The following is a 22,028-nucleotide window of genomic DNA, read 5'->3' as shown; positions in this document are numbered from 1 at the left end:
CGGCCGCGATGATTTGGCGGCTTGTCAAAGCCCGAGCCGTCCCTATTGTTTGCCCTGACGTGACGGAGGGGAGGTCCACATGATCCGGCATTGCGTATTCCTGCGCTTCAAGGCGGCCACGCAAGCCGCCGACAAACAGGCGATCTATGAGGGCATCACCGCGCTGAAGGACGTCATCCCCGGCATCGTGGAAGTGGCTTGCGGGCCGAATGTCTCGACGGAAGGGCTCGACGGCGGCTTCGTCGACGGCTTCATCGTCACTTTCGAGGATGCTGAGGTGCGGGACTACTATCTGCAGCACCCGGCCCATCTCGAGGTCGCCGAGCGGATCGTGCGCGCGACCGACGGCGGGCTTTCCGGCGTCCTCGTCTTCGACATGGAAATCTGACGACGCGGCGAGCGGGACCCGCCGCGGTCGTTCCGGCGGCTACCCCGTCAGAGCTGCTCGAGCATGGTCGCGGCGGAGGACACCGTCGCCTGGCTCGTCATGTCCTCGACGTTCAGCGTCTTGACCCTGCCGTCCTCGACCAGCATCGAATAGCGCTGCGAGCGCACGCCGAGCCCGCCGGCCGAGAGATCGGCGTCGAGGCCGATCGCCTTGGTGAAGGAGGCGTCCCAGTCGGCGAGGAAGTGGATCTTGCCCATCCCGCCGGAGGCCTGCGCCCATGCGCCCATCACATGCCAGTCGTTGACCGAGATCACGGCGATGTCGTCGACGCCGCGGGCGAGGATCGCGTCGCGGTTTTCCAGATAGCCGGGCAGGTGGTTCAGCGAGCATGTCGGCGTAAACGCGCCGGGTACGCCGAAGACGACGACCCGCTTGCCCTTGAAGAGCTCGTCGGTGGTGATCTCGACAGGGCCGTCCGGCGTCTTTTCCTTGAAGGTGGCCGAGGGCAGTTTGTCTCCGATCGCGATCGTCATTGGCTTCTCCTCTGCGGGGATCGTTGTGGCGGTGGGGCGTTTCGCCGGGAATATAGATTGACGTCAGTCAAAGGCAAGGACGGTCTCGATCGCCCGTCCACCGGCGATCACCAGCGCGTCCCAGCGCTTGCCGGCGATCGCGTAATTCTTCGGCAGGTGTCCGACCGGCACCTCGATGACCGTCTTGCCGCCGGCCCCGGATGCGCTCGTGGAGGCGAAGAAGACGTAGCCGGACGGGCCGGTGATGATCGCCTGTGCCTCCTTCGCACCCTCGGGGAGCGAGACCTCGAGCGTCAGGCGCTTGAGATCGGCGCTGATCGCATGGCGCTCGACGGCGAAATTGGGGGAAGCCTTTCCGGGCAGGCTGGCGAGGGCATCTGCGACGATGCGGGCTTCGTCCGCGTCGGCAGCCTCGTTTGCCGGCAGGTCGATTGCGAGAGCTGCCTGGAAGGGGATGCAGATGTTCTTGCAGAGGCCGATGAAGGCGGTTGCCTCAAGCGTCGCCTTCTTCCCTGCCGGCGGTCCGGAAAGCGAAAGCGGCAGGGCCACGGCATTATCATAACCGATATCGGTGAGGCCACCGGCCTCGATCCGCTTCGGCACGGGGAAGTCGATCCGGTCGAGCGTAAAGCCGTCTGCGGGCGCCATCGTCACGGCGGGCGGAACGCCGCTGTCCCCGGGTTCGCGCCAGTAGGTGATCCAGCCCGGCTGCGGCTCGATCTGCAGCACGGCCTGGCGGCGGCCCTCCGCATCGGCCGGGAGGACGACGAGCCGCATCCGGCCGCCCTCGTTGAGTGCCCAGTCGCTCGATGCGGCACGGGCAGGCAGCGCCGGTGCGAGCGCGGCGACAAGGACCGCCGCGATGGCGGAGGACAGCAGGCGGAAAGGACGGGGCGTGAACATGTCACATGGACTTAGCGTCCATTTTGGGTCAATTCTAGTCACGCTCGATAGCCCGTGATCATTTTTGGTTGATAGATCGCGACCGATGCCCCATCTTCTCATTAACGCATGTCGAAGACCGAGCGCGCGGCGCCGAAAGCCTCGTAGAGGCAGTTGGAGGTAGGATGCCCTTCTCGTCTTTAGCGAATAACCGCGAGCGCAGCTATCTCGACGGGCAGCTGCTCATTGCCATGCCGGGCATGGCGGACGGCAATTTCGCCCGTTCGGTGGTCTATGTCTGCGCCCATTCGCAGGCCGGCGCCATGGGCTTCATCATCAATCGCCCGCAATCGCTGACCTTCGCCGACGTGCTCCTGCACCTCGAGATGATCGACCGGGCAGACGCCATCATGCTGCCGGAGCACGCCCGTGACTTTCCGATCCAGAGCGGCGGCCCCGTCGAAGTCGGCCGCGGCTTCGTGCTCCACACCGACGATTACCTGAGCGATTCCAGCATTCCGGTCAGCGACGACATCTCGCTGACGGCGACGCTGGATGTCGTGCGGGCCATTTCCGACGGCCGCGGGCCGCGCCGGGCGACCATGCTGCTCGGCTATGCCGGCTGGGGACCGGGTCAGCTCGAACATGAGATCGCCAACAACGGCTGGCTCAACTGCCCGGCGACCGAGGACATCATCTTCGACCGTGCGCTCGAAGGGAAATACGAGCGTGCGCTCGCCCTGATGGGCGTCACGCCCGCGATGCTTTCGGCCGACGCCGGCCACGCCTGACGGGCAGCGGCGGGCGGTTCGTCTCGTCGGGACCGGAATTTACGCCCGCTTGGTCAGCGGAAAGCGCTCCCGCAGCAGTTTCTGGACGGATTCGGCGCCGATCGGCGGGCCGAGGAGATAGCTCTGGCCATACTGGCAGCCGAGGTCGGCGAGCGCCTTGGCGGCTTCGTCGGTCTCGACGCCTTCCGCGACCAGCGTCATCTCCATTTCGCGTGCCATGGTGACGACCGAACGCAGCATCACTTCGCGCTTGTCGCCTTCGGCGCAGACGAGCGCCCGGTCGAGCTTGATCGTGTCGAAGGGGAAGCGCGTCAGATAGACGAGCGAGGAATAGCCGGTGCCGAAATCGTCGAGCGCCAGGCTGATGCCGAGCTCCTTGAGCTTGCCGAGCACGAGGCGCGCCTGCTCGGGGTTCGCCATCATTACCGTCTCGGTGAGTTCGAGCTTGATGCGGTTCGGCTCGCACTGGGTCTTGGCGAGCATCGAGCGGATGTCGTTGTAGAGCTCGCTGCTGAGGAGCTGTGCGCTCGACAGGTTGACGGAGACGAAGATCGGTACGTGGCCGGTGTGTCGCTCCCACTCGACGAGGTCCGAGGTCGCGCGCTCCAGCGCGAACATGCCGAGCGGCTCGATGAGATCGGACCCTTCCGCAATCGGGATGAACTCGGAGGGCGGAATGTTGCCGCGCTTCGGGTGGTCCCAGCGCATCAGCGCCTCGAAGCCGGCGATCTCACCATCGGCGAGCGTCACGATCGGCTGGTAGACGATCGAAAGCTCCTTGCGCTCGATCGCGCGGCGAAGATCGGTTTCCAGCTGCAGCCGGTCGGTGCCGGACGTGCGGAAGGCCGGGCGGAAGGGTTCGACGCGGTTGCCGCCGGCGCGCTTGGCGCGGTACATGGCTAGCTCCGCATCGGAGAGGAGGCCGGCGGCATTCTCCTGCTGGTCCACCCAGGAGACGAGGCCGACCGAGGCCGTCAGGATCACCTCGCGGTTGGCGAAGCTGATCGGCACCATGATCGCCTTGCTGACGGCATCGGCGAAATCGGCGACCTTGGCCGGATCGCGCTCGGAGACGAGAATGAGGCCGAACTCGTCGCCGGAGATGCGGGCGAGCGTGTCCTGCGGCTTCAGGAGCCGTCGCAACCGACGTGTCAGCGCAATGAGGATGTTGTCGCCGGCGGCGATTCCGAGCGAGTCGTTGACCTGCTTGTAGCGGTCGATGTCGATCGCCATGACCGTCGGGCGAATGGCGTCGCCGTCATTGGCAAGCGCCAGCACCGATTGCAGCCGGTCGAGGAAGACCTCGCGGTTCGGCAGGCCGGTCAGGTTGTCGTGCATGGCATCCTGCATCAGCCGGTCGATCGAGTTCTTCTGTTCGGTGACGTCGACGATCGTGCCGACGCAGCGGATGACCTCGCCGTTGGAGCCGAGCACCGGACGGGCGCGGATCTGCAGCCAGTGGAAATGGCCGTCCTCGGCGCGCAGGCGGAATTCGTGGTTCAGCCGGCCCTTGCGGTGCTCCAGCAGCACGTCGAGCGTGGCGCGGAAGCGGTCGCGGTCGTCCGGGTGGAGACGCGGCAGCCAGTTGCGCGCCGGCCCGTGCATCGTGCCCGGCGAGAGGCCGAGTCGCTGCGAGATGTCGGGGCTGGTGACGACGCGGTCGCGGGCGACATCCCAGTCCCAGACCGTGTCGCCGGAGCCGCTGAGCGCCAGTGCCTGCCGCTCGAGATCGGAGAACAAGCCCTGCTGGTAGGCGCCGCCGGCAAAGGCATGCTGCATGACGGTGAAGCCGATCAACAGCACGATCAACACGAGGCCACCGCCGAGTGCGGGCTGGATGATGTCGTTGTCGAGCTGGCCGGTGACGGTGAGCCAGCCGCCGAACAGCCAGACGAGGATCAGCGCCCAGGAGGGGACCAGCAGGATCGCCCGGTCGTAGCGGTTGAAACCGAGATAGACGATGAGGGCGATACCGGCCGTCGCCGTCAGCGCGAAGGAGAGGCGGGCGATGCCGGCGGCGATGGAGGGATCGTAGATCGCCACGCCGAAGACGAGCCCGAGGCTGAGCACCCATGCGAAGGTCGCGTAGCCGAGATGCACGTGCCAGCGGTTGAGGTTGAGGTAGGTGAAGAGGAAGATCACCAGGCTGGACGCCAGCGCCACCTCCGCGCCGGCGCGCCATATTCGCTGGTCCACGGTGGTGATGCCGATCAGCTTGTCGATGAAGCCGAAGTCGACGCAGATATAGGCGAGCACCGCCCAGGCAAGCGCCGCCGCCGCCGGCAGCATGGATGTGCCCTTCACCACGAAGAGGATCGTCAGGAACACCGCGAGCAGGCCGGCGATGCCGAGCACGATGCCGCGATAGAGCGTGAAGGCGTTCACCGTGTCCTTGTAGGCGTTCGGCTCCCAGAGATAGATCTGCGGCAGGTTGGGGGTCGCAAGTTCCGCGACGAAGGTGATCACTGCGCCGGGGTTCAGGGTAATGCGGAAGACGTCCGCCTCGTCGCTCGGCTGGCGGTCGAGGGCGAAGCCTTCAGAAGGGGTGATGGCGATGATGCGCTGCGAGCCGAGATCGGGCCAGAACATCTTGGAATTGGCGAGCCGGAAATGCGGTGCGACGATCACCCGTTCGAGCTGCTCTTCCGAGACATTGGCGAGTGCGAACACCGCCCAGTCGCCCTGGTGGTTTTCCGAACTGGAGCGGACTTCGATGCGGCGGCGGATGCCGTCGGCACCGGCGGCCGTCGAAACCTGGAAGGCCTCGCCCTGGCTCGTGTAGATCTCCGTGGTCGGGGTGAGGTCGAGCGCGGTATCGTCGCGCGAGATCTTCACCGGCTCGGCAGCCCGCAAGGGAGCGGCGGCAAGGCTGATCAGGCCGCACATCAGCGCGGCGACAAGCATCACCATCCGGCGCCCGCGGGACGCATGGTCATTCCGGAGCCAGCTCATCAACGCTCTTTGTCCCTGTTCCCGCCGGCAGTTTCGGCCAGTCTGGAATACAGGGCGTGATCGCGCCACTGTCCGTTTATTTTCAGATACTCGCGCAAAAGGCCTTCCCGCTGAAATCCGGTCCGTTCGAGCAGCCGGATGCTTTTTTGATTGTCTGGAATACAGGCTGCTTCAATTCGGTGCAACTCGAGGACCCTGAATATGTATGGAATAGCCAGTTGAAGTGCGGCAAACATATGGCCGTGCCCCGCATGTCTTTCGCCCATCCAGTATCCGATCATGCAGCTTTGCGAGGCGCCGCGCCGGATGAGCCCGATCGTCAGGCCGCCGAGCAGGGTGTCGTCGGAACGCGAAAAAAGGAAGAGCGGCACGGCGAGCCCGGCATAGTATTCCTGCTCGTTGCGCAGCACGCGGGCGCGGAAGGCCCTCTCTGTGAGATCGTCCGGGCGCCAGCTCGGCTCCCACGGCTGCAGGAAACTGCGGCTTTCCGCCCGCAGCGCATGCCATTGCTCGAAATCGCTGTAGCGGGCCAGACGCAGGCGATGGAATTCGCTTGCAAGATCAGGCTTGTCCGGCTGCCGTGACAGAAACCGAAACACCGATCGTCCCATCGATTACCCCCGCAGCGGCGGCCGTTTCCGCCGCACGTGTCTTCCCGGCGGTCGACCCGCCTTAAATGGCGGCCTTGCGGGCCGATCGATCGCCGAGCGACAGGGCACCGGCGATCTCGTCCATCGGCGCGAGCTGTTCCAGCGGTCCGATCGCCGAAAGCGTCGGTACCGTGTCGAAGAACAGCCGGCCGGCGAGATCGGTGAGGCGCTCCGTGGTGATGCCTTCGAGGCGCTCCATCATCTCCTGGTTGGAGATGGGGCGGCCGTAGAGCATCATCTGGCGGGCGATCTGGCCGGCGCGTGCCGCCGGGCTTTCCTGTCCCATCAGGAGTTGTGCGCGGATCTGGGCGCGCGAACGTTCAATTTCCTGCTGGTCGATCGTCTTGGACGCCTTGCGCAATTCCTCGATGATGACGGGCACGAGTTCCGGCAGGTTCTCGCCGCCGGTCGCGGCATGGATGCCGAAGATGCCGGTATCGGAAAAGCCCCAGTGGAAGGCGTAGACCGAGTAGCAGAGGCCGCGGAATTCGCGCACTTCCTGGAAGAGCCGCGAGGACATGCCCCCGCCGAGAATGTTGGCGAGCACCTGCGAGCAGTAGAAGTCGCGCACGTGGTAGGCGCGGCCTTCGAAGCCGATCAGCACCTGTGCATCCATGAGGTCGCGGGTCTCGCGCGCTTCTCCGCCGGTGTAGCGGGCGGGCTCCATGACCGGGGTCGCGGAAGCCTTGGTCGGCAGGGAGGCATAGCGCTCCTCGACCTGGCGGACGAAGGCATCGTGGTCGACGGCGCCGGCAGCGACGACGAACATGCGGTCGGTCGTGTAGTTGCGGGAGAGATAGCCGCGGATCTCGTCGCTGGTGAAGGCCTTGACGGTGTCCGGCGTGCCTAGGATAGGCCGTCCGAGCGTCTGGTCGCGGAAGGCGATCTCGGAGAAGCGGTCGAAGACGACGTCGTCCGGGGTATCGTTCGCCGCGCCGATCTCCTGCAGGATCACCTGCTTTTCGCGCGCAAGCTCGTCCTCGTCGAACAGCGAGTCCGTCAGGATGTCGGAGAGGATGTCGACCGCGAGCGGAACGTGGTCCTTGAGGACGCGCGCATAATAGGCGGTGGTTTCGGTCGAGGTCGCGGCGTTGAGTTCGCCGCCGACATTCTCGATCTGCTCGGCGATGTCGCGGGCGCTGCGGCTCCTCGTGCCCTTGAAGGCCATGTGTTCGAGGAGATGGGCGATGCCGTGCTCGTCCGGTGTTTCGTTGCGGGCGCCGGATTTGATCCAGGTGCCGAGCGCCACACTTTCGAGGTGCGGCATCCTCTCCGTCACGACGGTCAGCCCGGAGGGCAGCCGGGTACACTCAACCTTCATATCCGTCTTTCTACGCCTGGTTTACGTTTGCGCGCGGGCATGCTGGCCGATGAAAGTTTCAACGGCTTTAAGCTCTGCGTCGAGAATGTCGAAACGTTCCTCCCGGTCCATCAGGTCAGCAAGCCACGTCGGAAGCGCCGGGTCAATACCGCTTGCGGATTTTACCGCGGCGGGGAATTTTGCCGGGTGCGCGGTCGCAAGCGTCACCATCGGGCTTGCCGAACGCTCGAACTTGGCGGCGGCGAAAACGCCGACGGCGGTGTGCGGATCGAGCAGGTAACCGGTCTCGGCGAGCGTCGTGCGGATCGTCTTCTCCACCTGCTTTTCGCTGGCGCGAGCGGCACGGAAATCCTTGCGGATCGCCTTAAGCGCGCGCTCCTTGATCTCGAACGAGCCGGACTGCCTGAGGCTCTCCATCGAGGCGCGCACGGCCGCGTCGTCACGGTCATAAGCTTCGAACAGCAGCCGCTCGAAGTTCGAGGAAATCTGGATGTCCATCGACGGCGAGGTGGTCGCCGAAACGCCGCGCATCTCGTAGCGACCGCTCTTCAGGGTGCGGGCGAGAATGTCGTTTTCGTTGGTGGCGATCACCAGCCGATCGATCGGCAGCCCCATCTTCTTGGCGACATAACCGGCGAAGACGTCGCCGAAATTGCCGGTCGGCACGGTGAAGGAGATCTTGCGATCCGGGCCGCCGAGGGTGAGCGCTGCGGTGAAGTAATAGACCACCTGCGCCATGATGCGGGCCCAGTTGATAGAGTTGACGCCGGAGATGCGCAGCCGGTCGCGGAAGGCCGCATCGTTGAACATCGCCTTCACGAGGTTCTGGCAATCGTCGAAATTGCCGCGGATGGCGAGCGCATGGACGTTGTCGGCCTTGCAGGTGGTCATCTGCCGCTGCTGGACGGGCGAGACCTTCTCATGCGGGAAGAGGATGAAGATGTCGGTGCGGGAACGACCGGCGAAGGCATCGATCGCCGCACCGCCGGTGTCGCCGGACGTGGCGCCGATGATGGTCGCCCGCTCGCCGCGCTCGGCCAGCACATGGTCCATCAGCCGCGCGAGCAGCTGCATCGCGACGTCCTTGAAGGCGAGCGTGGAGCCGTGGAAGAGTTCCAGCACGAAGGCGTTCGGGCCGGTCTGCACGAGCGGGGTGATCGCCGGATGCCGGAAGGTCGTATAGGCCTCGTCGATCATCGCCCGGAAGACATCGGCCTTGATCTCGTCGCCGACGAAGGGACTGAGGACGGCGAAGGCAACCTCCTGATAGCTCTTGCCCCGAAGCGCGCGGATCTCCTTCTTCGAGAGCTTCGGCCATTCGCGCGGCACGTAGAGACCGCCGTCGCGGCCAAGCCCCGCAAGGAGCGCATCGCAGAAGCCGAGGCTGGGGGCCTGGCCCCGGGTAGAGATGTATTCCAAGAGTGTCATCCTTGCTGTCGGGAATGAAGGCTTGCCTTCGAAGGCCCGCACGAGGCCGAAAATTGAAGCGAAACACCGGCGACCGGATCGATTTTTCACTGCGCCGCTGATATAGACCATCCGCAAGGGTCGTGAAAAGGCCTCAATTGGAATGGTTTTTGGCTGCGCGCAGCCTGAAATGGGGAAGGTTCGGAATCGTGTCTTTGAAAGTCTCGCGCGGGATTTTGGCCGCATCCTTGTTGACAGTGCTGGCGGGCTGCAACGCCGGCAATCCCGGTGCCGGTCTCGGCGGCGGCGCCGACAAGCCGGCCGCAACGCCCGCGGTCGCTCCCGTGGTGCAGGGCTTCTGCCCGACGATCGCGCTGCGTGACGGTACGGCCTACTACCGAACCTACGCAAAGGGCGGCAAGGACGACCCGGCGAAGGTCGTCTACCAGGCTTCGCTTGCCGACACGACCCGTTCCTGCAGCCGCGACGAGACGCAGCTGACGATCAACGTCATGGTCCAGGGTCGCCTGGTCGCCGGCCCGATGGGCAAGGCGGGCACGCTGAAGATGCCGATCCGCGTGGCGGTCACCGACGGCGACAAGGTCGTCTATACCGAGCTCACCCAGTTCGAGGCGAGCCTTGCCGATGCCGCTCAGGCGAGCCAGTTCCTTTTCACCAAGCAGGTGACGGTGCCCGGCGACGTCTCGGGCATTACCAAGGTGCAGGTCGGATTCGACGAAGGTCCTTACAAGACCAAGTAATCCAAGGAGTTTCGCGGGGCGGCCGGTTTTCACCGGCCGTTTGCCGCACGGATCGTCCGCCTTTGAGGGGAAGGCGGCGATCCCTGCAAGTCGGGGCAGGGGTGAAGGTCGCCATCATCAGAAATCCCGCCTCGGGTGGTCGCTCGGGCAGGCGGGCTGGCTGCGCGTCAGGCGCGAGCTCGAACGGCATTTTCCGATAATCGAGGAGCACGAGACCGTCGTCGGGGGCACGCCGCTCCTGGCGCGCCGCATCGTCGAAGCTGGTGTCGACCTCGTGATCGCGGTCGGTGGTGACGGGACGATCAGCGAGGTTGCCGACGGCATTCTTTCCTCCGCGCGTCCCGACACGCCGCTCGCCTTCGTAGCCGCCGGAACCGGCGGCGACTACGCCCGCAATTTCGATCTGCCGCGGCAGCCGGGCGCCATCGCCGAAGTGATCGCCCGCGCGCGCCTGCGGAAGGTCGATGCCGGCGTCCTGCGTTGCCGCACAGAGGACGGGACGACCAGCGAACGCCATTTCATCAATATCGCCAGCTTCGGGGTCTCGGGCGATGTCGTGCGTTCGGTCAACGGGGCCGCGCGCGGCGGCTGGTTGCCTGGCTCGCTGCGCTTCTTCGTCCACTCCACGCGGTCGATCCTGCGCTACCGGCCCCGCCGGGTGCGGCTCGTGCTCGACGGCTGCGAGGTGCATGCCGGACCGGTGACCGCGGTGGCGATCGCCAATGGCGGCTGGTTCGGCGGCGGCATGCATGTCGCACCGTCCGCGGACCTTTCCGACGGACTCTTCGAGGTCGCGGTGCTCGGCGGCGCCCCGACGCTCGAGACTCTGATGCTGTTGCAGAAGATCTATTCCGGCGCCCATGTCCGCGATCCGAAGGTCCGTTTCTACCGGGCGCGTTCGGTCGAGGCCGAGCCGCTCGACGACCGGCCGGCGCTGCTGGAGGCGGATGGCGAGACGCCGGGAAGCATCGCCGCCTCCTTCGACATGAAGCCGGCGGCGCTGACCCTCAAGATCTGAGCGAGATCAGACGAGGCCCGACCAGCTCTCCATCGCGGCGATGACCGCCGGCAGGTCGACCATGCGGGAGATCACCGTCTCGGCGCCGGCATCGGTCAGCCGGTCGGCATGGGAAGGATAGGTGTGCGAAGCGCCGGTGAAGCCGATGACGCGGATGCCGGCATCGCGCGCGGCATGCACGCCATGGACCGAATCCTCGACGACGACCGCCTTCTTCGCCGCGACGCCCATCTGCGAGAGCGCGTGCAGATAGATATCCGGCTTTGGCTTGACGCGGTCGGCGCCGAGGTCCTTGGCCGAGAAGATGTTCGGCGCGAAGTGCTCCTTGAGGCCGACTTTCGTCAGCATGCTGTCGAGGCGGTGGACCGAGGAATTGGAGCAGATGCAGCGCGGGCCCTCGATGCGCGAGAGCGCGAAGGCGACACCTTCGATGATCTTGACCTCGCGGGCAAGCCGCTGGTCGAGAAGCGTTTCGGATTTGTCGAGCAGGCTCGCCGAAAGCGGAATGTCGATTTCCTTTTCGACCGAGAGCAGGATGTTCTTCCAGGTCATGCCGGCGAAGCGTTCGCCCATCTCTTCCACGGAGATCGGGTAGCCTGCTTCGTTGAGAAGCTTGGATTCCACCCTCGCGGCGATGATCTCGGAATCGACGAGAACGCCGTCACAATCGAAAATGGTCAGCTCGAAACCGCTCATGGAAAGATTCGTCCTCTGCCTCGGGAAGGTCGCCTGACTACACGATCGGGCGAGGAAGAACAATCACGCTCGGCGCAGGGCAGGTTTGTTCTCCGCTTCTCCCTCCTCGGGAACGACGGAGCCTGCAGGCCCGGCCGGCTCGCCACGCACGGGTCTGGCGAGATGGATCGTGAGCCACTCCATGAGGACGGCCGCCACCGTTCGCCAGCGATGGTCGACGGTCAGCATGTGCGAGCTGTTCGGGATGAACACCGGTTCCACGCCGAGGCGCCTTGCCGTCCGGCGTACATCGGCCGCCGAGACCAGCCTGTCGCGGTCGGCGCCGACGACGAGCCTCGGCGTCGAGGCCGCAGGCAGACCGCGGACGCGCTTCAACAGCATGCCGAACAGCGCCGGGATCGATTCCGTCCCGTAGAGATCGAGCATGTAGTCCATATCGCTCTCCAGCGGCCCGCGGGAAAACATCAGCGAGCGCGCCGCGTCCGGATCGGTGACGATCGGCGTCAGGTCGCCGGTCGAAAGGCAGCGCAGGACACCGGACGGCGTCGTCCGCACAACGTTGAGGAAGCCGCTCCAGCAGCCGTAATGGGGCACCGAAGCGAGCAGGGCCAGCCCGCGCACCGCCTGCCGTGCGGCGATGTGCTGGGCGATGAAGCCGCCCATCGAGTGGCCGATCAGTATCGGGCTGTCGAGTTCTCCGATCAGCCGGGTCACGTCGTCGATGTAATCTTCGATCGTCGCGAACCGGATTTCGCCCTCGCTGTCGCCGTGCGCCCGAAGATTGACAGCGATGCAGTCATATCCGGCCTCGGCGAAATGGGGCATGAAGTGCATGTCCCAGTACCACGTCGAGGACCACGCGCCGTGAAGGAACAGCAGCTGCCCCTTCGCTGCCTCACCCCGCGGCCCTTGGCGGCGGACGCTGAGCGCGCCCGCCTTCCCCTTGATCGTACTGTGCCCGACGCTCGTCATTACTCAGCTGCCACGGCAAGCGGAGATCTGGCGATCCGGGTCGCGACCGGTGCCGGTTTCGAGCGGGCGATGTCGCGCTTCAGCCGCTTGCGGAAGGCCATGTCGTTGACGGTGATCGTGTGGCGCTGCGAGGCGACCTGCTGGAAATCCGGGTCGGCCAGCTCCTCGTCGATCAGCGTGCCGAGCGGCTTCGACGGTGACCAGAGGCCCGCGAGGTGGCGCGCGGCGAGCTTCGCCTGCAGCTCCGCCCCCGGCCAGATGCAGCCGGTCGGCTGGAAGAGACCCATGAAGTAGATGTTCTTCAGCTTCTCCGGGATCATCCGCTGATAGAGCCGGACCGGACCGCGGGAGAGGTCGATCAGCGCGGGATCGAGGAAGGTATGGGCGATCTTGTAGCCGGTGCAGGCGATGATCGTGTCGAACTCCTCCGAGGTCCCGTCGACGAAATGGACCCGCTTGCCCTCGAAGCGGGCGATGTCCCGCTTCGGCTGCACCTTGCCGTGACGAAGGGCGAGATAGAGGTCCGAATTGAGGGTCGGGTGGGTCGACATGATCCGGTGGTCGGGATCGGGCAGGCCGATGTCCCTGTTCCGTCCCTGCAGGAAATTCAGGAGCCATTCGAACAGCCTGAGCTGGAGTGCCTTCGGAAGCCAGCTAAAGCGATAGAAGACCGAGTCGATCGGCTTGCCGAAAAGGAATTTCGGGACGAGATAGTAGCCCCGCCGCCAGCTGATCGCCGTCTTTTCCGAGATTCGCGCCGTCTCCACCGCCACGTCGCAGGCCGAATTGCCGCCGCCGATGACCAGCACGCGCTGGCCTGCGAAGGGGGCCGCGCGCTTGTAGGCGTGCGAGTGGATGAAGGTGCCGGTGAAGGTGCCGGGATAGCTCGGCATGTTCGGCGTGTGGTGGTGTCCGTTGCAGATGCAGACGGCGTCGAAGACCTCGGTCCGGACGTCCTCCTCGCCGGACTTCCGCCAGCTCACCGACCAGCGGTCTCCGGGTGCCGGCCGGCAGGCCACCACTTCCGTTTCGAAGTGGATGCGCCCGGGCACGTCGAACGTCCGGGCATAGTCCTCGAAATACTTCGCGAGAATGCGATGCGAGGGATAGTCGGCCACGTCGGTCGGCAGCGGGAAATCCTCGTAGGACGAGGTGTATTTCGAGCTGATGATGTGGGTCGTCTCGAAGACGCTCGAATGGCCGGTCGGATCGTCGAAGCGCCAGTTGCCGCCCACACCCTGGCAGCGATCGAAACCGGTGACCTCGAAACCGAGGTCGGTGAAATTCTTGATGGCGGTGATGCCTGCGGGTCCGGCACCGATGACGGCGACGCGTTTGCTCATGGGGGTTCCTCCTCCTCCTGAAGACGGATGTAAGGATCAGGAAAAATGACGCATGCGTCAATAATAATAATGACGCTTGCGTCATTTTTTGTTCGCGCCCTTCATCTTTCGTCGGAACTGTGAGATGAGACGCCATGCAGATGTCGAAACGCGAGCAGAACAAGAAGGCGAACCGCGAAGCGATCCTGGTCGCTGCACGCGACGTGTTTTCGCAGCTGGGCTTCGGCGCCGCCACGGTGCGCGACATCGTGCGTGCCAGCGGCCTGGCGATCGGTTCGTTCTACAATTATTTCAACGACAAGGACGAAGCCTTCGCCGCCCTGGTCGAGGCCATCGTCGTTCCTCTCGCCAGAGATCTAAAGGCCGCCCGGGCGGCAGCCGGTACGCCGCAGGCCTTCATCGGCGAGCCCTATCGGCTGGTGGCGGATTTCGCCCGGACGGACAGTGCCAACGCCGCACTCATCGTGAAGAACCAGACCCTTTTTCGCCAGACCTTCTATCTGACCCCGATCAGGACGACCGTGCAGACCGATCTGGAGACGGATCTCGGGCGCTGGATGGAGGAGGGGCGGCTACGGCGCCACGATCCGGTGCTGATGGCCGACGCCATGCTTGCGCTCGGGATCGACCTCGTCGTTCAGACGGCGCTGGACCCGGCCAGCGCCCCCGGCCGCGTCGCCTTTCTGGTGGACCTCTTCATGGCGCGGCTCGCACCTGCCGCCCGTCCTTCGGCCTGAAGCCCGCCAAGCGCCGCACTCTGCGCCTTCATCCACCGGCGAGTGCCAGCAGCTCCGCCTCGAAGCTCTGCGGATAGCGCCGGAGCCCGCCTTCCTTCTCCAGCATGTCGGCGAGCCAGATGCCGTCGGCGGCGAGCCGGACGACGGCAAGCGCCGGCGTATCGTCCGTCGCGCGGTGCCGGGAAAGCCGTTGGTCGAGCCAGGCGGTCCAGAGCGCCCGCAGCGCCGGTTCGGAAACGATCGCGACCGAGAGCGCTGCCCAGAGACTTCTCGCGCCAAGCAGCCGGTCGGAGAAGCAGGCGCGGACATAGGCACGGGTGAAGCGGCCCGCGGGCTTCGGGTCACTCTCGATCGAGCGGTCGATCTCGCGGTCGAGCTGGTCGAGCAGGTCGGCGAAGACGGCGGCGAGCAGCGCCTGCTTGCTCTCAAAATGATGGAGCAGCCCGCCCTTGGTGACGCCGGCGCGTTCCGCCACCGCCTGGATGGTGATCGCGCCCGCCCCGCTTTCGGCGGCGATCTGCGCGGCGCAATCGAGCAGTGCCCGGCGCACCTGTTCGGGCTGTTTCGGGCGGTGATAGGCGGAGAGGGCGGGCGCGTTCAATGGCTCACCGACCCGGAGAGCGTGTTCATGACGATGACGCCGGCGACGATCAGCGCAATCCCGGAAAGGGCGGCGAAATCGAGCGTCTGCTTGAAGACGAAGACGCTGATCAGCGCCGTCAGCACGATGCCGAGCCCGCCCCACATCGCATAGGCGATGCCGAGCGGCATGCCCTTGAGCGCATGCGTCAGCAGGTAGAACGAGGCGGCGTAGAACATCACCATGCCCGCGGTCGGTAGCAGGCGTGTGAACTGCTCGGACCTCTGCAGGAGCGTCGTGCCGATCACCTCGAGCACGATGGCGCCACCGAGCGCACCGTAGGCGGAAAAGACGGGGTTCATCGCAAAATACTCTCGCACGCGTTCATCATGGCCCTAAAGATACCGGACGGTTGGTTTCTTTGCAAGGCGCTTCTCTTCTCCCCGCCGGGGAGAAGAGGGGCAGCGCGAAGAGACGGGCCGCTAGAACGCTGCCCGCTTGCGCTTCTTGAACGCATCGAAGTCAAAGGGACGCGGCTCGCCCGACTGTTCGCCTTCGATCAGCGCATCCTCCAGGGAGCGGGCGGCGCGGTGCTGATCGTCTACCGGAACATCGCCCGGAACCGCCGTTCCCCTTCCGGGGAGAACTGGACGACGCGACTTCCCTCCACGCGGCGTGCCTCGCCGCGGTCGAGGAAGTGGGAGAGCAGGGCCTTGCCGAGCGAGCCTGCGAGATGGGTGCGGCGTTCGCTCCAGTCGAGGCAGGCGCGGCAGAGCGGCCGGCGCTTCGCCTTCAGCGCGGCGAAATCGATGCCGTGGCCGGAAAGCAGGTTCTCGCCCGCCTTCGTCAGCCGCAGCGCCTCGTCGTGGGATTCGATCGCCCCTTGCGTGATCAGGCTGTCGAGCATCCTGACGCCATAGTCGCCGGCGAGATGGTCGTAGCAGATGCGCGCCTTGCGGAGCGCCGGTTCCTTCGGTCCGACACGGTGGCGCAGGTGCCCGCGGCTCGCGGCAAAGCCCATCAGGCTCTCGATCATCGCGCCGACATGGTCGTCGGCGAGCGCGAAGTAGCGGTGCCGCCCCTGCTTGCGCTGGCGAAGCAGCCCGCCGTCTTCGAGTTTCGAAAGATGCGAACTTGCCGTCTGCAGCGTGACACCGGCCGCGCCTGCGAGCTCGGTCGCGGTGAGCGCCCTGCCGCCGAGCAGGGCGAGCAGCATGTTCGACCGGGCGGGATAGCCGATCAGGGCGGCAATGCGGGCAATGTCCGGGCCTTCGGCCATGATGCACCTCGCGGGGTTTGTGGCACTCGACACGCCGAGTGTAGCACATGCTTCGGCTGATATCGAACTATGTCCGTCGAAGCGATGCCTGCATCATGCCCTGTCGTGGGTAAGCGATGCTTCGATCGCGGTCGAAGCAGCTTCGTTCGGGACCATGGCACATCGGGGCTCCCGAAACCGAAAGGACCAATCATGATTACCTGCATCATCCGCTATCGCATCGCGCCCTTTGCCCGGGAGGATTTCTCGACCTATGCCCGCAATTGGGGCGAAGCGATCCCGCGCTGCGGCGCCGATCTCGTCGGCTATTTCGCCCCGCACGAGGGCTCGCTGACCACCGCCTACGGCATCTATCATGTCGAGGACCTCGCGGCCTACGAGGCCTACCGGGCAAGGCTCGCGGCCGATCCGCTCGGCCAGGCGAACTACGAATTCGCCCGCAAGGCCGGTTTCATTCTCGAGGAAGACCGCCTGTTCCTGAAGGAAGTGAGCCGCCTGCCGTCGGCGGAGAGGCAGCCATGATCGCCGTCATCTTCGAGGTCGTTCCCGCGGAAGGGCGGCGCACCGCCTATCTCGCCCGCGCCGAGCTCCTGCGGCCGCTGCTGGAGGAGGTCGACGGCTTCCTCTCGATCGAGCGGTTCGAGAGCCTTTCCCAACCGGGCAAGGTCCTGTCGCTCTCCTTCTGGCGGGACGAGGAGGCCGTCTCCGCATGGCGCCGGACGGAGGAGCACCGGCGGGCGCAGGAGGCGGGTCGCGCCGGCATCTTCGCCGACTACCGGCTGCGGGTCGCCCACGTCATCCGCGATTATGGTCTCGCCGCCCGCGACGAAGCGCCCGCCGACAGCCGCCTCCTGCACGGCTGAGGACGACAGTTCAGACCCTCCGCGCCGTCGCCCGCCGGCGCGGAGAGGCGCGTAAACCATGTTCGTGAGGGCTTACCGGTCGAAAAGGCCGGCAAGCGCGGAAAATCGCCCGGGCCGTTCAATCTTTGGTAACCAAGTTCGGTAACCATGAGCCTCGTTATCCCGTGCTGCGTCCGCGTAACAGAGAGTAGAACATGGCTTCTGTATTTCCGCTCGCCGAACTTCGCCGTTCTTCGGACCCGTTCTCCTGGGTCGACAGCATCATCAAGGGCGATTGCGTCGCCGCGCTCGAAGCACTTCCCGACAAATCCGTCGATGCGATCTTCGCCGATCCGCCCTACAACCTGCAGCTCGGCGGCATGCTGACCCGTCCGGACCAGTCGGTGGTCGACGCCGTCGACGACGAGTGGGACCAGTTCGCCTCCTTCGAGGCCTATGACGCCTTCACCCGTGCCTGGCTGCTCGCCTGCCGCCGCGTGCTGAAGCCGACCGGCACGATCTGGGTCATCGGCTCCTATCACAACATCTTCCGCGTCGGCGCGACGCTGCAGGACCTGAATTTCTGGATCCTGAACGACATCGTCTGGCGCAAGACCAACCCGATGCCGAACTTCAAGGGCCGCCGTTTCCAGAACGCCCATGAGACGATGATCTGGGCCTCGCCCGATCCGAAGGCCAAGGGCTACACCTTCAATTACGACGCCATGAAGGCCGCCAACGACGACGTGCAGATGCGCTCGGACTGGCTTTTCCCGATCTGCGGCGGCTCCGAGCGGCTGAAGGGCGAGGACGGCAAGAAGGTGCATCCGACCCAGAAGCCGGAAGCGCTGCTCGCCCGCGTCATCATGGCCTCCACCAAGCCCGGCGACGTCGTGCTCGATCCCTTCTTCGGCTCCGGCACCACCGGTGCGGTCGCCAAGCGCCTCGGCCGCCATTTCGTCGGCATCGAGCGCGAACAGGATTACATCGATGCGGCTGCTGCGCGCATCGCCGCCGTCGAGCCGCTCGGCAAGACGGAACTGACCGTGATGACCGGCAAGAAGGCCGAACCGCGCGTCGCCTTCAATACACTGGTCGAGAGCGGCATGATCCGCCCCGGCCAGGTGCTCACCTGCGCACGCCGTCGCCATTCGGCGATCGTCCGGGCGGACGGTACACTGGTTTCCGGCGGCGAGGCGGGCTCGATCCACCGCGTCGGCGCCAGGGTGCAGGGGCTCGACGCCTGCAACGGCTGGACCTTCTGGCACTTCGAGGAAGGCAAGGCGCTGCGCCCGATCGACGAATTGCGGGCGGTCGTCCGCAGCGGAATGGCGAAGCTCGATTGACGATCCGGCGTGCTTCGCCTGCATGCGAGAATCCTCCTTCCGGTTCCAGTACCTTCAGTCCCGGAAGGAGTGCTTGACGCCCGGTTCCGACAAGGAACCGGGCGTCATCTTTTCTGATTTCGTCTGATCGGTTCCCCAGCCGTCCTCAGATGGCAACGCCGTAAGTCGCGAGGTCGCGGCGGAGCTTGTCGGCGCCGGTGAACTGCACCGCCTGCCAGCCGGCCGATTTCGCGCCTTCTACATTCGCAGGCGAATCGTCGATGAACAGCGTGTTTTCCGGCTCCAGACCGTGCGCCGCGGCATGGCTTTCGTAGATCGCCCGGTCGGGCTTGATGAGCCCGACTTCGCCGGAGACCGTGATCCCGCGCGAGGTGGTGAGGAACGGATACATCTCCTGCGCCTCGCGGAAGGTGTCGGCGGCGAAATTGGTGAGCATGGTCACGTCCCGGCCGCTGTCGATCAGTTCGCGCAGCACCGTCACCGTGTCCTCGTAGGCATAGGGCACCATCTCGCGCCAGTTGATCCGGAAGGCGCGGATGTGGTCCTCGCGCTCGGGGAAGCTGGCGATCAAAAGCTCTTCCGCCTCCTTCCAGCCGCGGCCGCGGTCCTGCTCCAGATTCCAGTCATGCGTGCAGACATTGTCGAAGAACCAACGGCGCTCCTCGGGATCGGGGATGATGCGCGAAAAAGGCAGGTCGGGATCGTAGTGGATGAGCACCTTGCCTATGTCGAAGACGATGTGGCGGATATCTGCAGGCATTATTTATCCCTTGTTGGTCGGAAAGGCGTTCGGAATAGCCTGAACGATTGCTTTTTTCATGACGGTCGGCAGCGCGAGGCCATCAAGTTTGGTCACCGGCTCCCAAAATCCGTGAACGCCGGAGGGCAGGCTGAGCGGGCCGGCACGATAGACCGAAAGCCGGAGCTCGAAATGGGTGAAGACGTGGGTGACGGTGCCCGCGGGCTGCCACTCGGCAGGGAAGGGGGCGGCGGTGACGCCGGTCTCGCCGTCCATGCGCGCCGTCCAGCCGGTGGTCGGCACCTCGGTCATGCCGCCGAGCAGGCCCTGTTCCGGACGCCGCCGCAGGAGAATCAGCCCGTCGCCCGAGACGGCGACGAAGGCCGCGCCCTGCCGCACCGGCTTTTCCTTCTTCGCGGCCTTCACCGGAAACCGTTCGGGATCGTCGCCTTCGAGCGCCAGGCATTCCCCGCGGAAGGGACAGAGCGCGCAGGCCGGACGCTTCGGCGTGCAGATCGTCGCGCCGAGATCCATCATCGCCTGGGCGAAATCACCCGGCCGCTCGGCAGGCGTCATCGCCGCCACGTGCCGCTTCATCTCCGGCTTCGAGCCGGGCAGCGGCGCATCGATCGCATGGAGACGCGAAATCACCCGCTCGACATTGCCGTCCATCACCGCCGCCTGCCGGTCGAAGGCGATCGCCGCGATCGCTGCCGCGGTATAATCGCCGATGCCGGGCAGGGTTCTCAGCCCCTCTTCGGTGTCGGGAAAGACGCCGCCATGCGTGCCGGAAACGACTTCCGCGCATTTCTTGAGATTACGGGCGCGGGCGTAGTAACCGAGCCCCGCCCAGGCGGCCATCACATCCTCGTTCGGCGCGGCGGCGAGGTCGTCGACGGTGGGCCATCGGCTCAAGAATTTCGCGAAATAAGCCTTCACCGCCTGCACGGTGGTCTGCTGCAGCATGACTTCGGAAAGCCAGACATGGTAGGGGTCGGGGCGCAGGCCCTTTGCCGCCATCGTCGGCGTCGTGCGCCACGGCAGCTTGCGGTGGTGGCGGTCGTACCAGGCAATGAGCGCCCGGGCGGTCGGATTTGCGGAGGATTTCAAGGTCGCCATTTGCCGATGTGGGGTAAACTCGCCTATATCTGGCCAAATCGGCATTTGGTTCAAGGCCGGATCTGCCGGCAGAGGTAAAAGGTTTCGAGGCGCCGCGATGAATACCAAAAAGAAAAGCGCCGCGCCGAGAAGGGGTGTCTTCCAGATATCCGAGGTGGCGAACGGCATCGTCGATCCGGTGCTCGCGCGCCGCGCCGGCATCAACACCGCGCTGCTCGGCTCCTGGGACGAGATCGTCGGCGACGGTTTCGCCGATTGCTCGCGGCCGGAAAAGATCGCCTGGCCGCGGCGCGGCGAACCGGGCGAGGAGGGCGGCCACCGGCCGGGCGTGCTGACGATCGCCTGCGACGGCGCACGGGCGCTCTTCCTCTCCCATGCCCAGGGCGAACTGATCGCCCGCATCAACGGCTTCTTCGGCTATCCGGCGATCGGCCAGATCCGCATCGTGCAGAAGCCGGTCTCGCAGGCGGCGCTTCACCGCCCCAAGCCGCGCAAGCTCGAGGGCGAGCGGGCGCGACGCCTCGCCGACATGATGGAAGGCATCACCGACGAGAAGCTGAGGGCGGCGATCGAGCGGCTCGGCACGGCGGTTCTCTCGCCGAACCGGCGGAAGAGATAGCGAGCCCGTCTCGTTGCGTTTCTTGCGCCGACCGGCCTCAGGATGTCACAATTCTTTGATGAAACAGCAGCTTCCCCGCCTTGTTTGCCGCCATCCGGCAATATAACGGTTGTGGCAACGTCCAAACGCTGAACGAGACAGGTGCCCCGATGCAAATTTCCGAACTGAACCTCACCAAGCGGCGGCTGCTCGGCGGGATCGCCGTGACGGCGCTCGGCGCGCTTCTCGCCTCCTGCTCGGACAGCTCTGAGGAAAAGCCGGCCGAGAGCAAGACCGCTCCCGCCGCCGAAGAGGCGAAGCCCGCCGCCGAGAAGCCTGCCGCCGAAACGACGCCGGCACCGGCCGAGGCGCCCGCCGCCAAGGTCGAGGTCCCGCAGCCCGACGGCACCGTCGATATGGCCGACGTGCTGAAGCCAGGAACGCTTCCGGAAATGGCGATGGGCGACGCCAATGCGCCGGTCAAGATCGTCGAATACATGTCGATGACCTGCCCGCACTGCGCCAATTTCCACGAGAAGACCTTCGACGCGATCAAGACGAAGTATATCGACACCGGCAAGGTCTACTTCGTCCTGCGCGAGTTCCCCTTCGATCCGGCCGCCACCGCCGCCTTCATGCTGGCGCGCTGCGCCCCGCAGGATCGCTACTTCCCGTTCGTCTCCACCTTCCTCAAGCAGCAGCGGGCCTGGGCGGCTCCCGCCGACGGCGATGTCCGCGGCGCGATGCTGCAAATGTCGAAACTTGCCGGTTTTACACAGGAGAGCTTCGAGGCGTGCTTGACGAACGCGAAACTTGCCGCTGATGTGACGGCTGTGAGAGACCGTGCGGCCAAGGATTACAACATCAAGTCGACGCCGACCTTCCTCATCAATGGAAAGAGCTATTCCGGAGACATGTCGGTTGAAACCATGTCGGCACTCATCGACAGCTTCCTCTGACCGGCGCGCATTCGATACAACGGCCGGCGGCAGCCCCCGTGCGGCCGTTTTCCACCTCCCCTTTGATGGGGGAGGTCGCGCGAATGCGCGGGCGGGGGTGGAGCATCTGCTTTCC

Annotated in this window: 23 protein-coding genes and 2 pseudogenes; 10 read left to right on the top strand and 15 right to left on the bottom strand. The window is 65.4% G+C overall.

Annotated elements, in window-relative coordinates; translation table 11 throughout:
- Positions 1 to 79: 79 nt before the first annotated feature.
- Positions 80 to 388 (top strand): Dabb family protein, encoded by a 309-nt coding sequence (locus tag H4I97_RS12585; RefSeq protein ID WP_182304982.1) that lies wholly within the window; start codon positions 80 to 82, stop codon positions 386 to 388.
- A 47-nt stretch (positions 389 to 435) separates the two neighbouring features.
- Here H4I97_RS12585 and H4I97_RS12580 read toward each other — a convergent pair whose 3' ends face one another.
- Both H4I97_RS12580 and H4I97_RS12575 read right to left on the bottom strand, forming a co-directional pair.
- A complete protein-coding gene (locus H4I97_RS12580) occupies positions 436 to 921 on the bottom strand; it encodes a peroxiredoxin (protein WP_182304981.1) in 486 nt (161 codons plus the stop codon).
- A gap of 63 nt (positions 922 to 984) precedes the next feature.
- Positions 985 to 1,824 (bottom strand): protein-disulfide reductase DsbD domain-containing protein, encoded by an 840-nt coding sequence (locus tag H4I97_RS12575; RefSeq protein ID WP_182304980.1) that lies wholly within the window; start codon positions 1,822 to 1,824, stop codon positions 985 to 987.
- A gap of 164 nt (positions 1,825 to 1,988) precedes the next feature.
- Here H4I97_RS12575 and H4I97_RS12570 point away from each other — a divergent pair, with 164 nt between their 5' ends.
- Positions 1,989 to 2,594, top strand: coding sequence for a YqgE/AlgH family protein (locus tag H4I97_RS12570; protein ID WP_182304979.1), 606 nt, complete (start codon positions 1,989 to 1,991; stop codon positions 2,592 to 2,594).
- A 39-nt stretch (positions 2,595 to 2,633) separates the two neighbouring features.
- Here H4I97_RS12570 and H4I97_RS12565 read toward each other — a convergent pair.
- From H4I97_RS12565 to thrC, 4 genes and pseudogenes are all read right to left on the bottom strand, one after another.
- A pseudogene (locus H4I97_RS12565) lies at positions 2,634 to 5,447 on the bottom strand (EAL domain-containing protein); the annotation flags it as partial.
- 98 nt (positions 5,448 to 5,545) lie between these two features.
- Entirely contained in the window at positions 5,546 to 6,157 is a 612-nt protein-coding gene (locus H4I97_RS12560; RefSeq protein WP_182304977.1) for a GNAT family N-acetyltransferase, read from the bottom strand.
- Positions 6,158 to 6,218: 61 nt separating this feature from the next.
- Positions 6,219 to 7,517, bottom strand: coding sequence for a M16 family metallopeptidase (locus H4I97_RS12555; RefSeq protein WP_182304976.1), 1,299 nt, complete (start codon positions 7,515 to 7,517; stop codon positions 6,219 to 6,221).
- Between the two features lie 21 nt (positions 7,518 to 7,538).
- On the bottom strand, positions 7,539 to 8,945 hold the full coding sequence (gene thrC / locus H4I97_RS12550) for a threonine synthase (protein ID WP_182304975.1): 1,407 nt from the start codon (positions 8,943 to 8,945) through the stop codon (positions 7,539 to 7,541).
- A gap of 188 nt (positions 8,946 to 9,133) precedes the next feature.
- On the opposite strand from thrC, the gene H4I97_RS12545 reads away from it, so the two are divergent.
- Positions 9,134 to 9,685 (top strand): hypothetical protein, encoded by a 552-nt coding sequence (locus H4I97_RS12545; RefSeq protein ID WP_182304974.1) that lies wholly within the window; start codon positions 9,134 to 9,136, stop codon positions 9,683 to 9,685.
- A gap of 40 nt (positions 9,686 to 9,725) precedes the next feature.
- Complete coding sequence (locus tag H4I97_RS12540; protein WP_244658643.1) at positions 9,726 to 10,703, top strand: diacylglycerol/lipid kinase family protein; 978 nt, start codon at positions 9,726 to 9,728, stop codon at positions 10,701 to 10,703.
- A 6-nt stretch (positions 10,704 to 10,709) separates the two neighbouring features.
- On the opposite strand, the gene H4I97_RS12535 is transcribed toward H4I97_RS12540, so the two are convergent.
- From H4I97_RS12535 to H4I97_RS12525, 3 genes are all read right to left on the bottom strand, one after another.
- Positions 10,710 to 11,399: an HAD family hydrolase gene (locus H4I97_RS12535; protein WP_182304973.1), complete on the bottom strand. Its 690-nt coding sequence runs from the start codon at positions 11,397 to 11,399 to the stop codon at positions 10,710 to 10,712.
- Between the two features lie 63 nt (positions 11,400 to 11,462).
- Positions 11,463 to 12,371, bottom strand: a complete 909-nt coding sequence (locus tag H4I97_RS12530) for an alpha/beta hydrolase (protein ID WP_182304972.1) — start codon at positions 12,369 to 12,371, stop codon at positions 11,463 to 11,465.
- Positions 12,371 to 13,714 carry a flavin-containing monooxygenase gene (locus tag H4I97_RS12525; protein ID WP_182304971.1) on the bottom strand — a complete coding sequence of 448 codons (1,344 nt, stop codon included), beginning with the start codon at positions 13,712 to 13,714 and terminating at the stop codon, positions 12,371 to 12,373. The genes H4I97_RS12530 and H4I97_RS12525 overlap by 1 nt, the downstream gene beginning before the upstream one ends.
- Positions 13,715 to 13,848: 134 nt before the next feature.
- Between H4I97_RS12525 and H4I97_RS12520 the strand changes: the two genes are divergently transcribed.
- Positions 13,849 to 14,451, top strand: a complete 603-nt coding sequence (locus H4I97_RS12520) for a TetR/AcrR family transcriptional regulator (protein WP_182304970.1) — start codon at positions 13,849 to 13,851, stop codon at positions 14,449 to 14,451.
- 28 nt (positions 14,452 to 14,479) lie between these two features.
- On the opposite strand, the gene H4I97_RS12515 is transcribed toward H4I97_RS12520, so the two are convergent.
- From H4I97_RS12515 to H4I97_RS12500, 4 genes and pseudogenes are all read right to left on the bottom strand, one after another.
- The gene (locus H4I97_RS12515; RefSeq protein WP_182304969.1) at positions 14,480 to 15,052 is read right to left on the bottom strand and encodes a TetR/AcrR family transcriptional regulator; all 573 of its coding nucleotides are present in this window, start codon (positions 15,050 to 15,052) and stop codon (positions 14,480 to 14,482) included.
- On the bottom strand, positions 15,049 to 15,393 hold the full coding sequence (locus H4I97_RS12510; RefSeq protein ID WP_182304968.1) for a DMT family transporter: 345 nt from the start codon (positions 15,391 to 15,393) through the stop codon (positions 15,049 to 15,051). The genes H4I97_RS12515 and H4I97_RS12510 overlap by 4 nt, the downstream gene beginning before the upstream one ends.
- 120 nt (positions 15,394 to 15,513) lie before the next feature.
- Positions 15,514 to 15,606: pseudogene (locus H4I97_RS12505) on the bottom strand (type II toxin-antitoxin system ParD family antitoxin); the annotation flags it as partial.
- A gap of 26 nt (positions 15,607 to 15,632) precedes the next feature.
- Positions 15,633 to 16,310 carry an ArsR/SmtB family transcription factor gene (locus H4I97_RS12500; protein WP_182304967.1) on the bottom strand — a complete coding sequence of 226 codons (678 nt, stop codon included), beginning with the start codon at positions 16,308 to 16,310 and terminating at the stop codon, positions 15,633 to 15,635.
- Positions 16,311 to 16,502: 192 nt separating this feature from the next.
- Between H4I97_RS12500 and H4I97_RS12495 the strand changes: the two genes are divergently transcribed.
- The 3 genes from H4I97_RS12495 (at position 16,503) to H4I97_RS12485 (ending at position 18,498) form a co-directional block, all read left to right on the top strand.
- On the top strand, positions 16,503 to 16,832 hold the full coding sequence (locus H4I97_RS12495; RefSeq protein WP_182304966.1) for an NIPSNAP family protein: 330 nt from the start codon (positions 16,503 to 16,505) through the stop codon (positions 16,830 to 16,832).
- Positions 16,829 to 17,173, top strand: coding sequence for an antibiotic biosynthesis monooxygenase family protein (locus tag H4I97_RS12490; protein WP_182304965.1), 345 nt, complete (start codon positions 16,829 to 16,831; stop codon positions 17,171 to 17,173). The genes H4I97_RS12495 and H4I97_RS12490 overlap by 4 nt, the downstream gene beginning before the upstream one ends.
- 194 nt (positions 17,174 to 17,367) lie before the next feature.
- Positions 17,368 to 18,498, top strand: coding sequence for a site-specific DNA-methyltransferase (locus tag H4I97_RS12485; RefSeq protein WP_182304964.1), 1,131 nt, complete (start codon positions 17,368 to 17,370; stop codon positions 18,496 to 18,498).
- A gap of 145 nt (positions 18,499 to 18,643) precedes the next feature.
- On the opposite strand, the gene H4I97_RS12480 is transcribed toward H4I97_RS12485, so the two are convergent.
- A complete protein-coding gene (locus H4I97_RS12480) occupies positions 18,644 to 19,258 on the bottom strand; it encodes an HAD family hydrolase (protein WP_182304963.1) in 615 nt (204 codons plus the stop codon).
- A gap of 3 nt (positions 19,259 to 19,261) precedes the next feature.
- On the bottom strand, positions 19,262 to 20,356 hold the full coding sequence (mutY, locus tag H4I97_RS12475) for an A/G-specific adenine glycosylase (protein WP_182304962.1): 1,095 nt from the start codon (positions 20,354 to 20,356) through the stop codon (positions 19,262 to 19,264).
- 97 nt (positions 20,357 to 20,453) lie between these two features.
- On the opposite strand from mutY, the gene H4I97_RS12470 reads away from it, so the two are divergent.
- Both H4I97_RS12470 and H4I97_RS12465 read left to right on the top strand, forming a co-directional pair.
- Entirely contained in the window at positions 20,454 to 20,975 is a 522-nt protein-coding gene (locus H4I97_RS12470) for a DUF721 domain-containing protein (RefSeq protein WP_182304961.1), read from the top strand.
- A 149-nt stretch (positions 20,976 to 21,124) separates the two neighbouring features.
- On the top strand, positions 21,125 to 21,913 hold the full coding sequence (locus H4I97_RS12465) for a DsbA family protein (RefSeq protein WP_182304960.1): 789 nt from the start codon (positions 21,125 to 21,127) through the stop codon (positions 21,911 to 21,913).
- Positions 21,914 to 22,028 lie beyond the last annotated feature (115 nt).

It is taken from the genome of Ciceribacter thiooxidans (assembly GCF_014126615.1).
In the GTDB taxonomy this organism is placed as follows: domain Bacteria; phylum Pseudomonadota; class Alphaproteobacteria; order Rhizobiales; family Rhizobiaceae; genus Allorhizobium; species Allorhizobium thiooxidans.
Note: the sequence above shows the minus strand (reverse complement) of the source record. Positions and strands in the feature narration are given on the sequence as shown.

Excerpts from the sequence above, each read along its gene's own strand:
- H4I97_RS12495 (WP_182304966.1), top strand. The coding sequence starts at position 16,503 with ATGATTACCTGCATCATCCGCTATCGCATCGCGCCCTTTGCCCGGGAG.
- H4I97_RS12560 (WP_182304977.1), bottom strand. The coding sequence starts at position 6,157 with ATGGGACGATCGGTGTTTCGGTTTCTGTCACGGCAGCCGGACAAGCCT.
- H4I97_RS12510 (WP_182304968.1), bottom strand. The coding sequence starts at position 15,393 with ATGAACCCCGTCTTTTCCGCCTACGGTGCGCTCGGTGGCGCCATCGTG.
- H4I97_RS12525 (WP_182304971.1), bottom strand. The coding sequence starts at position 13,714 with ATGAGCAAACGCGTCGCCGTCATCGGTGCCGGACCCGCAGGCATCACC.
- H4I97_RS12465 (WP_182304960.1), top strand. The coding sequence starts at position 21,125 with ATGCAAATTTCCGAACTGAACCTCACCAAGCGGCGGCTGCTCGGCGGG.
- H4I97_RS12530 (WP_182304972.1), bottom strand. The coding sequence starts at position 12,371 with ATGACGAGCGTCGGGCACAGTACGATCAAGGGGAAGGCGGGCGCGCTC.
- H4I97_RS12470 (WP_182304961.1), top strand. The coding sequence starts at position 20,454 with ATGAATACCAAAAAGAAAAGCGCCGCGCCGAGAAGGGGTGTCTTCCAG.
- H4I97_RS12535 (WP_182304973.1), bottom strand. The coding sequence starts at position 11,399 with ATGAGCGGTTTCGAGCTGACCATTTTCGATTGTGACGGCGTTCTCGTC.
- H4I97_RS12520 (WP_182304970.1), top strand. The coding sequence starts at position 13,849 with ATGCAGATGTCGAAACGCGAGCAGAACAAGAAGGCGAACCGCGAAGCG.
- H4I97_RS12490 (WP_182304965.1), top strand. The coding sequence starts at position 16,829 with ATGATCGCCGTCATCTTCGAGGTCGTTCCCGCGGAAGGGCGGCGCACC.
- H4I97_RS12480 (WP_182304963.1), bottom strand. The coding sequence starts at position 19,258 with ATGCCTGCAGATATCCGCCACATCGTCTTCGACATAGGCAAGGTGCTC.
- H4I97_RS12585 (WP_182304982.1), top strand. The coding sequence starts at position 80 with ATGATCCGGCATTGCGTATTCCTGCGCTTCAAGGCGGCCACGCAAGCC.
- H4I97_RS12575 (WP_182304980.1), bottom strand. The coding sequence starts at position 1,824 with ATGTTCACGCCCCGTCCTTTCCGCCTGCTGTCCTCCGCCATCGCGGCG.
- H4I97_RS12570 (WP_182304979.1), top strand. The coding sequence starts at position 1,989 with ATGCCCTTCTCGTCTTTAGCGAATAACCGCGAGCGCAGCTATCTCGAC.
- H4I97_RS12555 (WP_182304976.1), bottom strand. The coding sequence starts at position 7,517 with ATGAAGGTTGAGTGTACCCGGCTGCCCTCCGGGCTGACCGTCGTGACG.
- mutY (WP_182304962.1), bottom strand. The coding sequence starts at position 20,356 with ATGGCGACCTTGAAATCCTCCGCAAATCCGACCGCCCGGGCGCTCATT.
- H4I97_RS12500 (WP_182304967.1), bottom strand. The coding sequence starts at position 16,310 with ATGGCCGAAGGCCCGGACATTGCCCGCATTGCCGCCCTGATCGGCTAT.
- H4I97_RS12485 (WP_182304964.1), top strand. The coding sequence starts at position 17,368 with ATGGCTTCTGTATTTCCGCTCGCCGAACTTCGCCGTTCTTCGGACCCG.
- thrC (WP_182304975.1), bottom strand. The coding sequence starts at position 8,945 with ATGACACTCTTGGAATACATCTCTACCCGGGGCCAGGCCCCCAGCCTC.
- H4I97_RS12580 (WP_182304981.1), bottom strand. The coding sequence starts at position 921 with ATGACGATCGCGATCGGAGACAAACTGCCCTCGGCCACCTTCAAGGAA.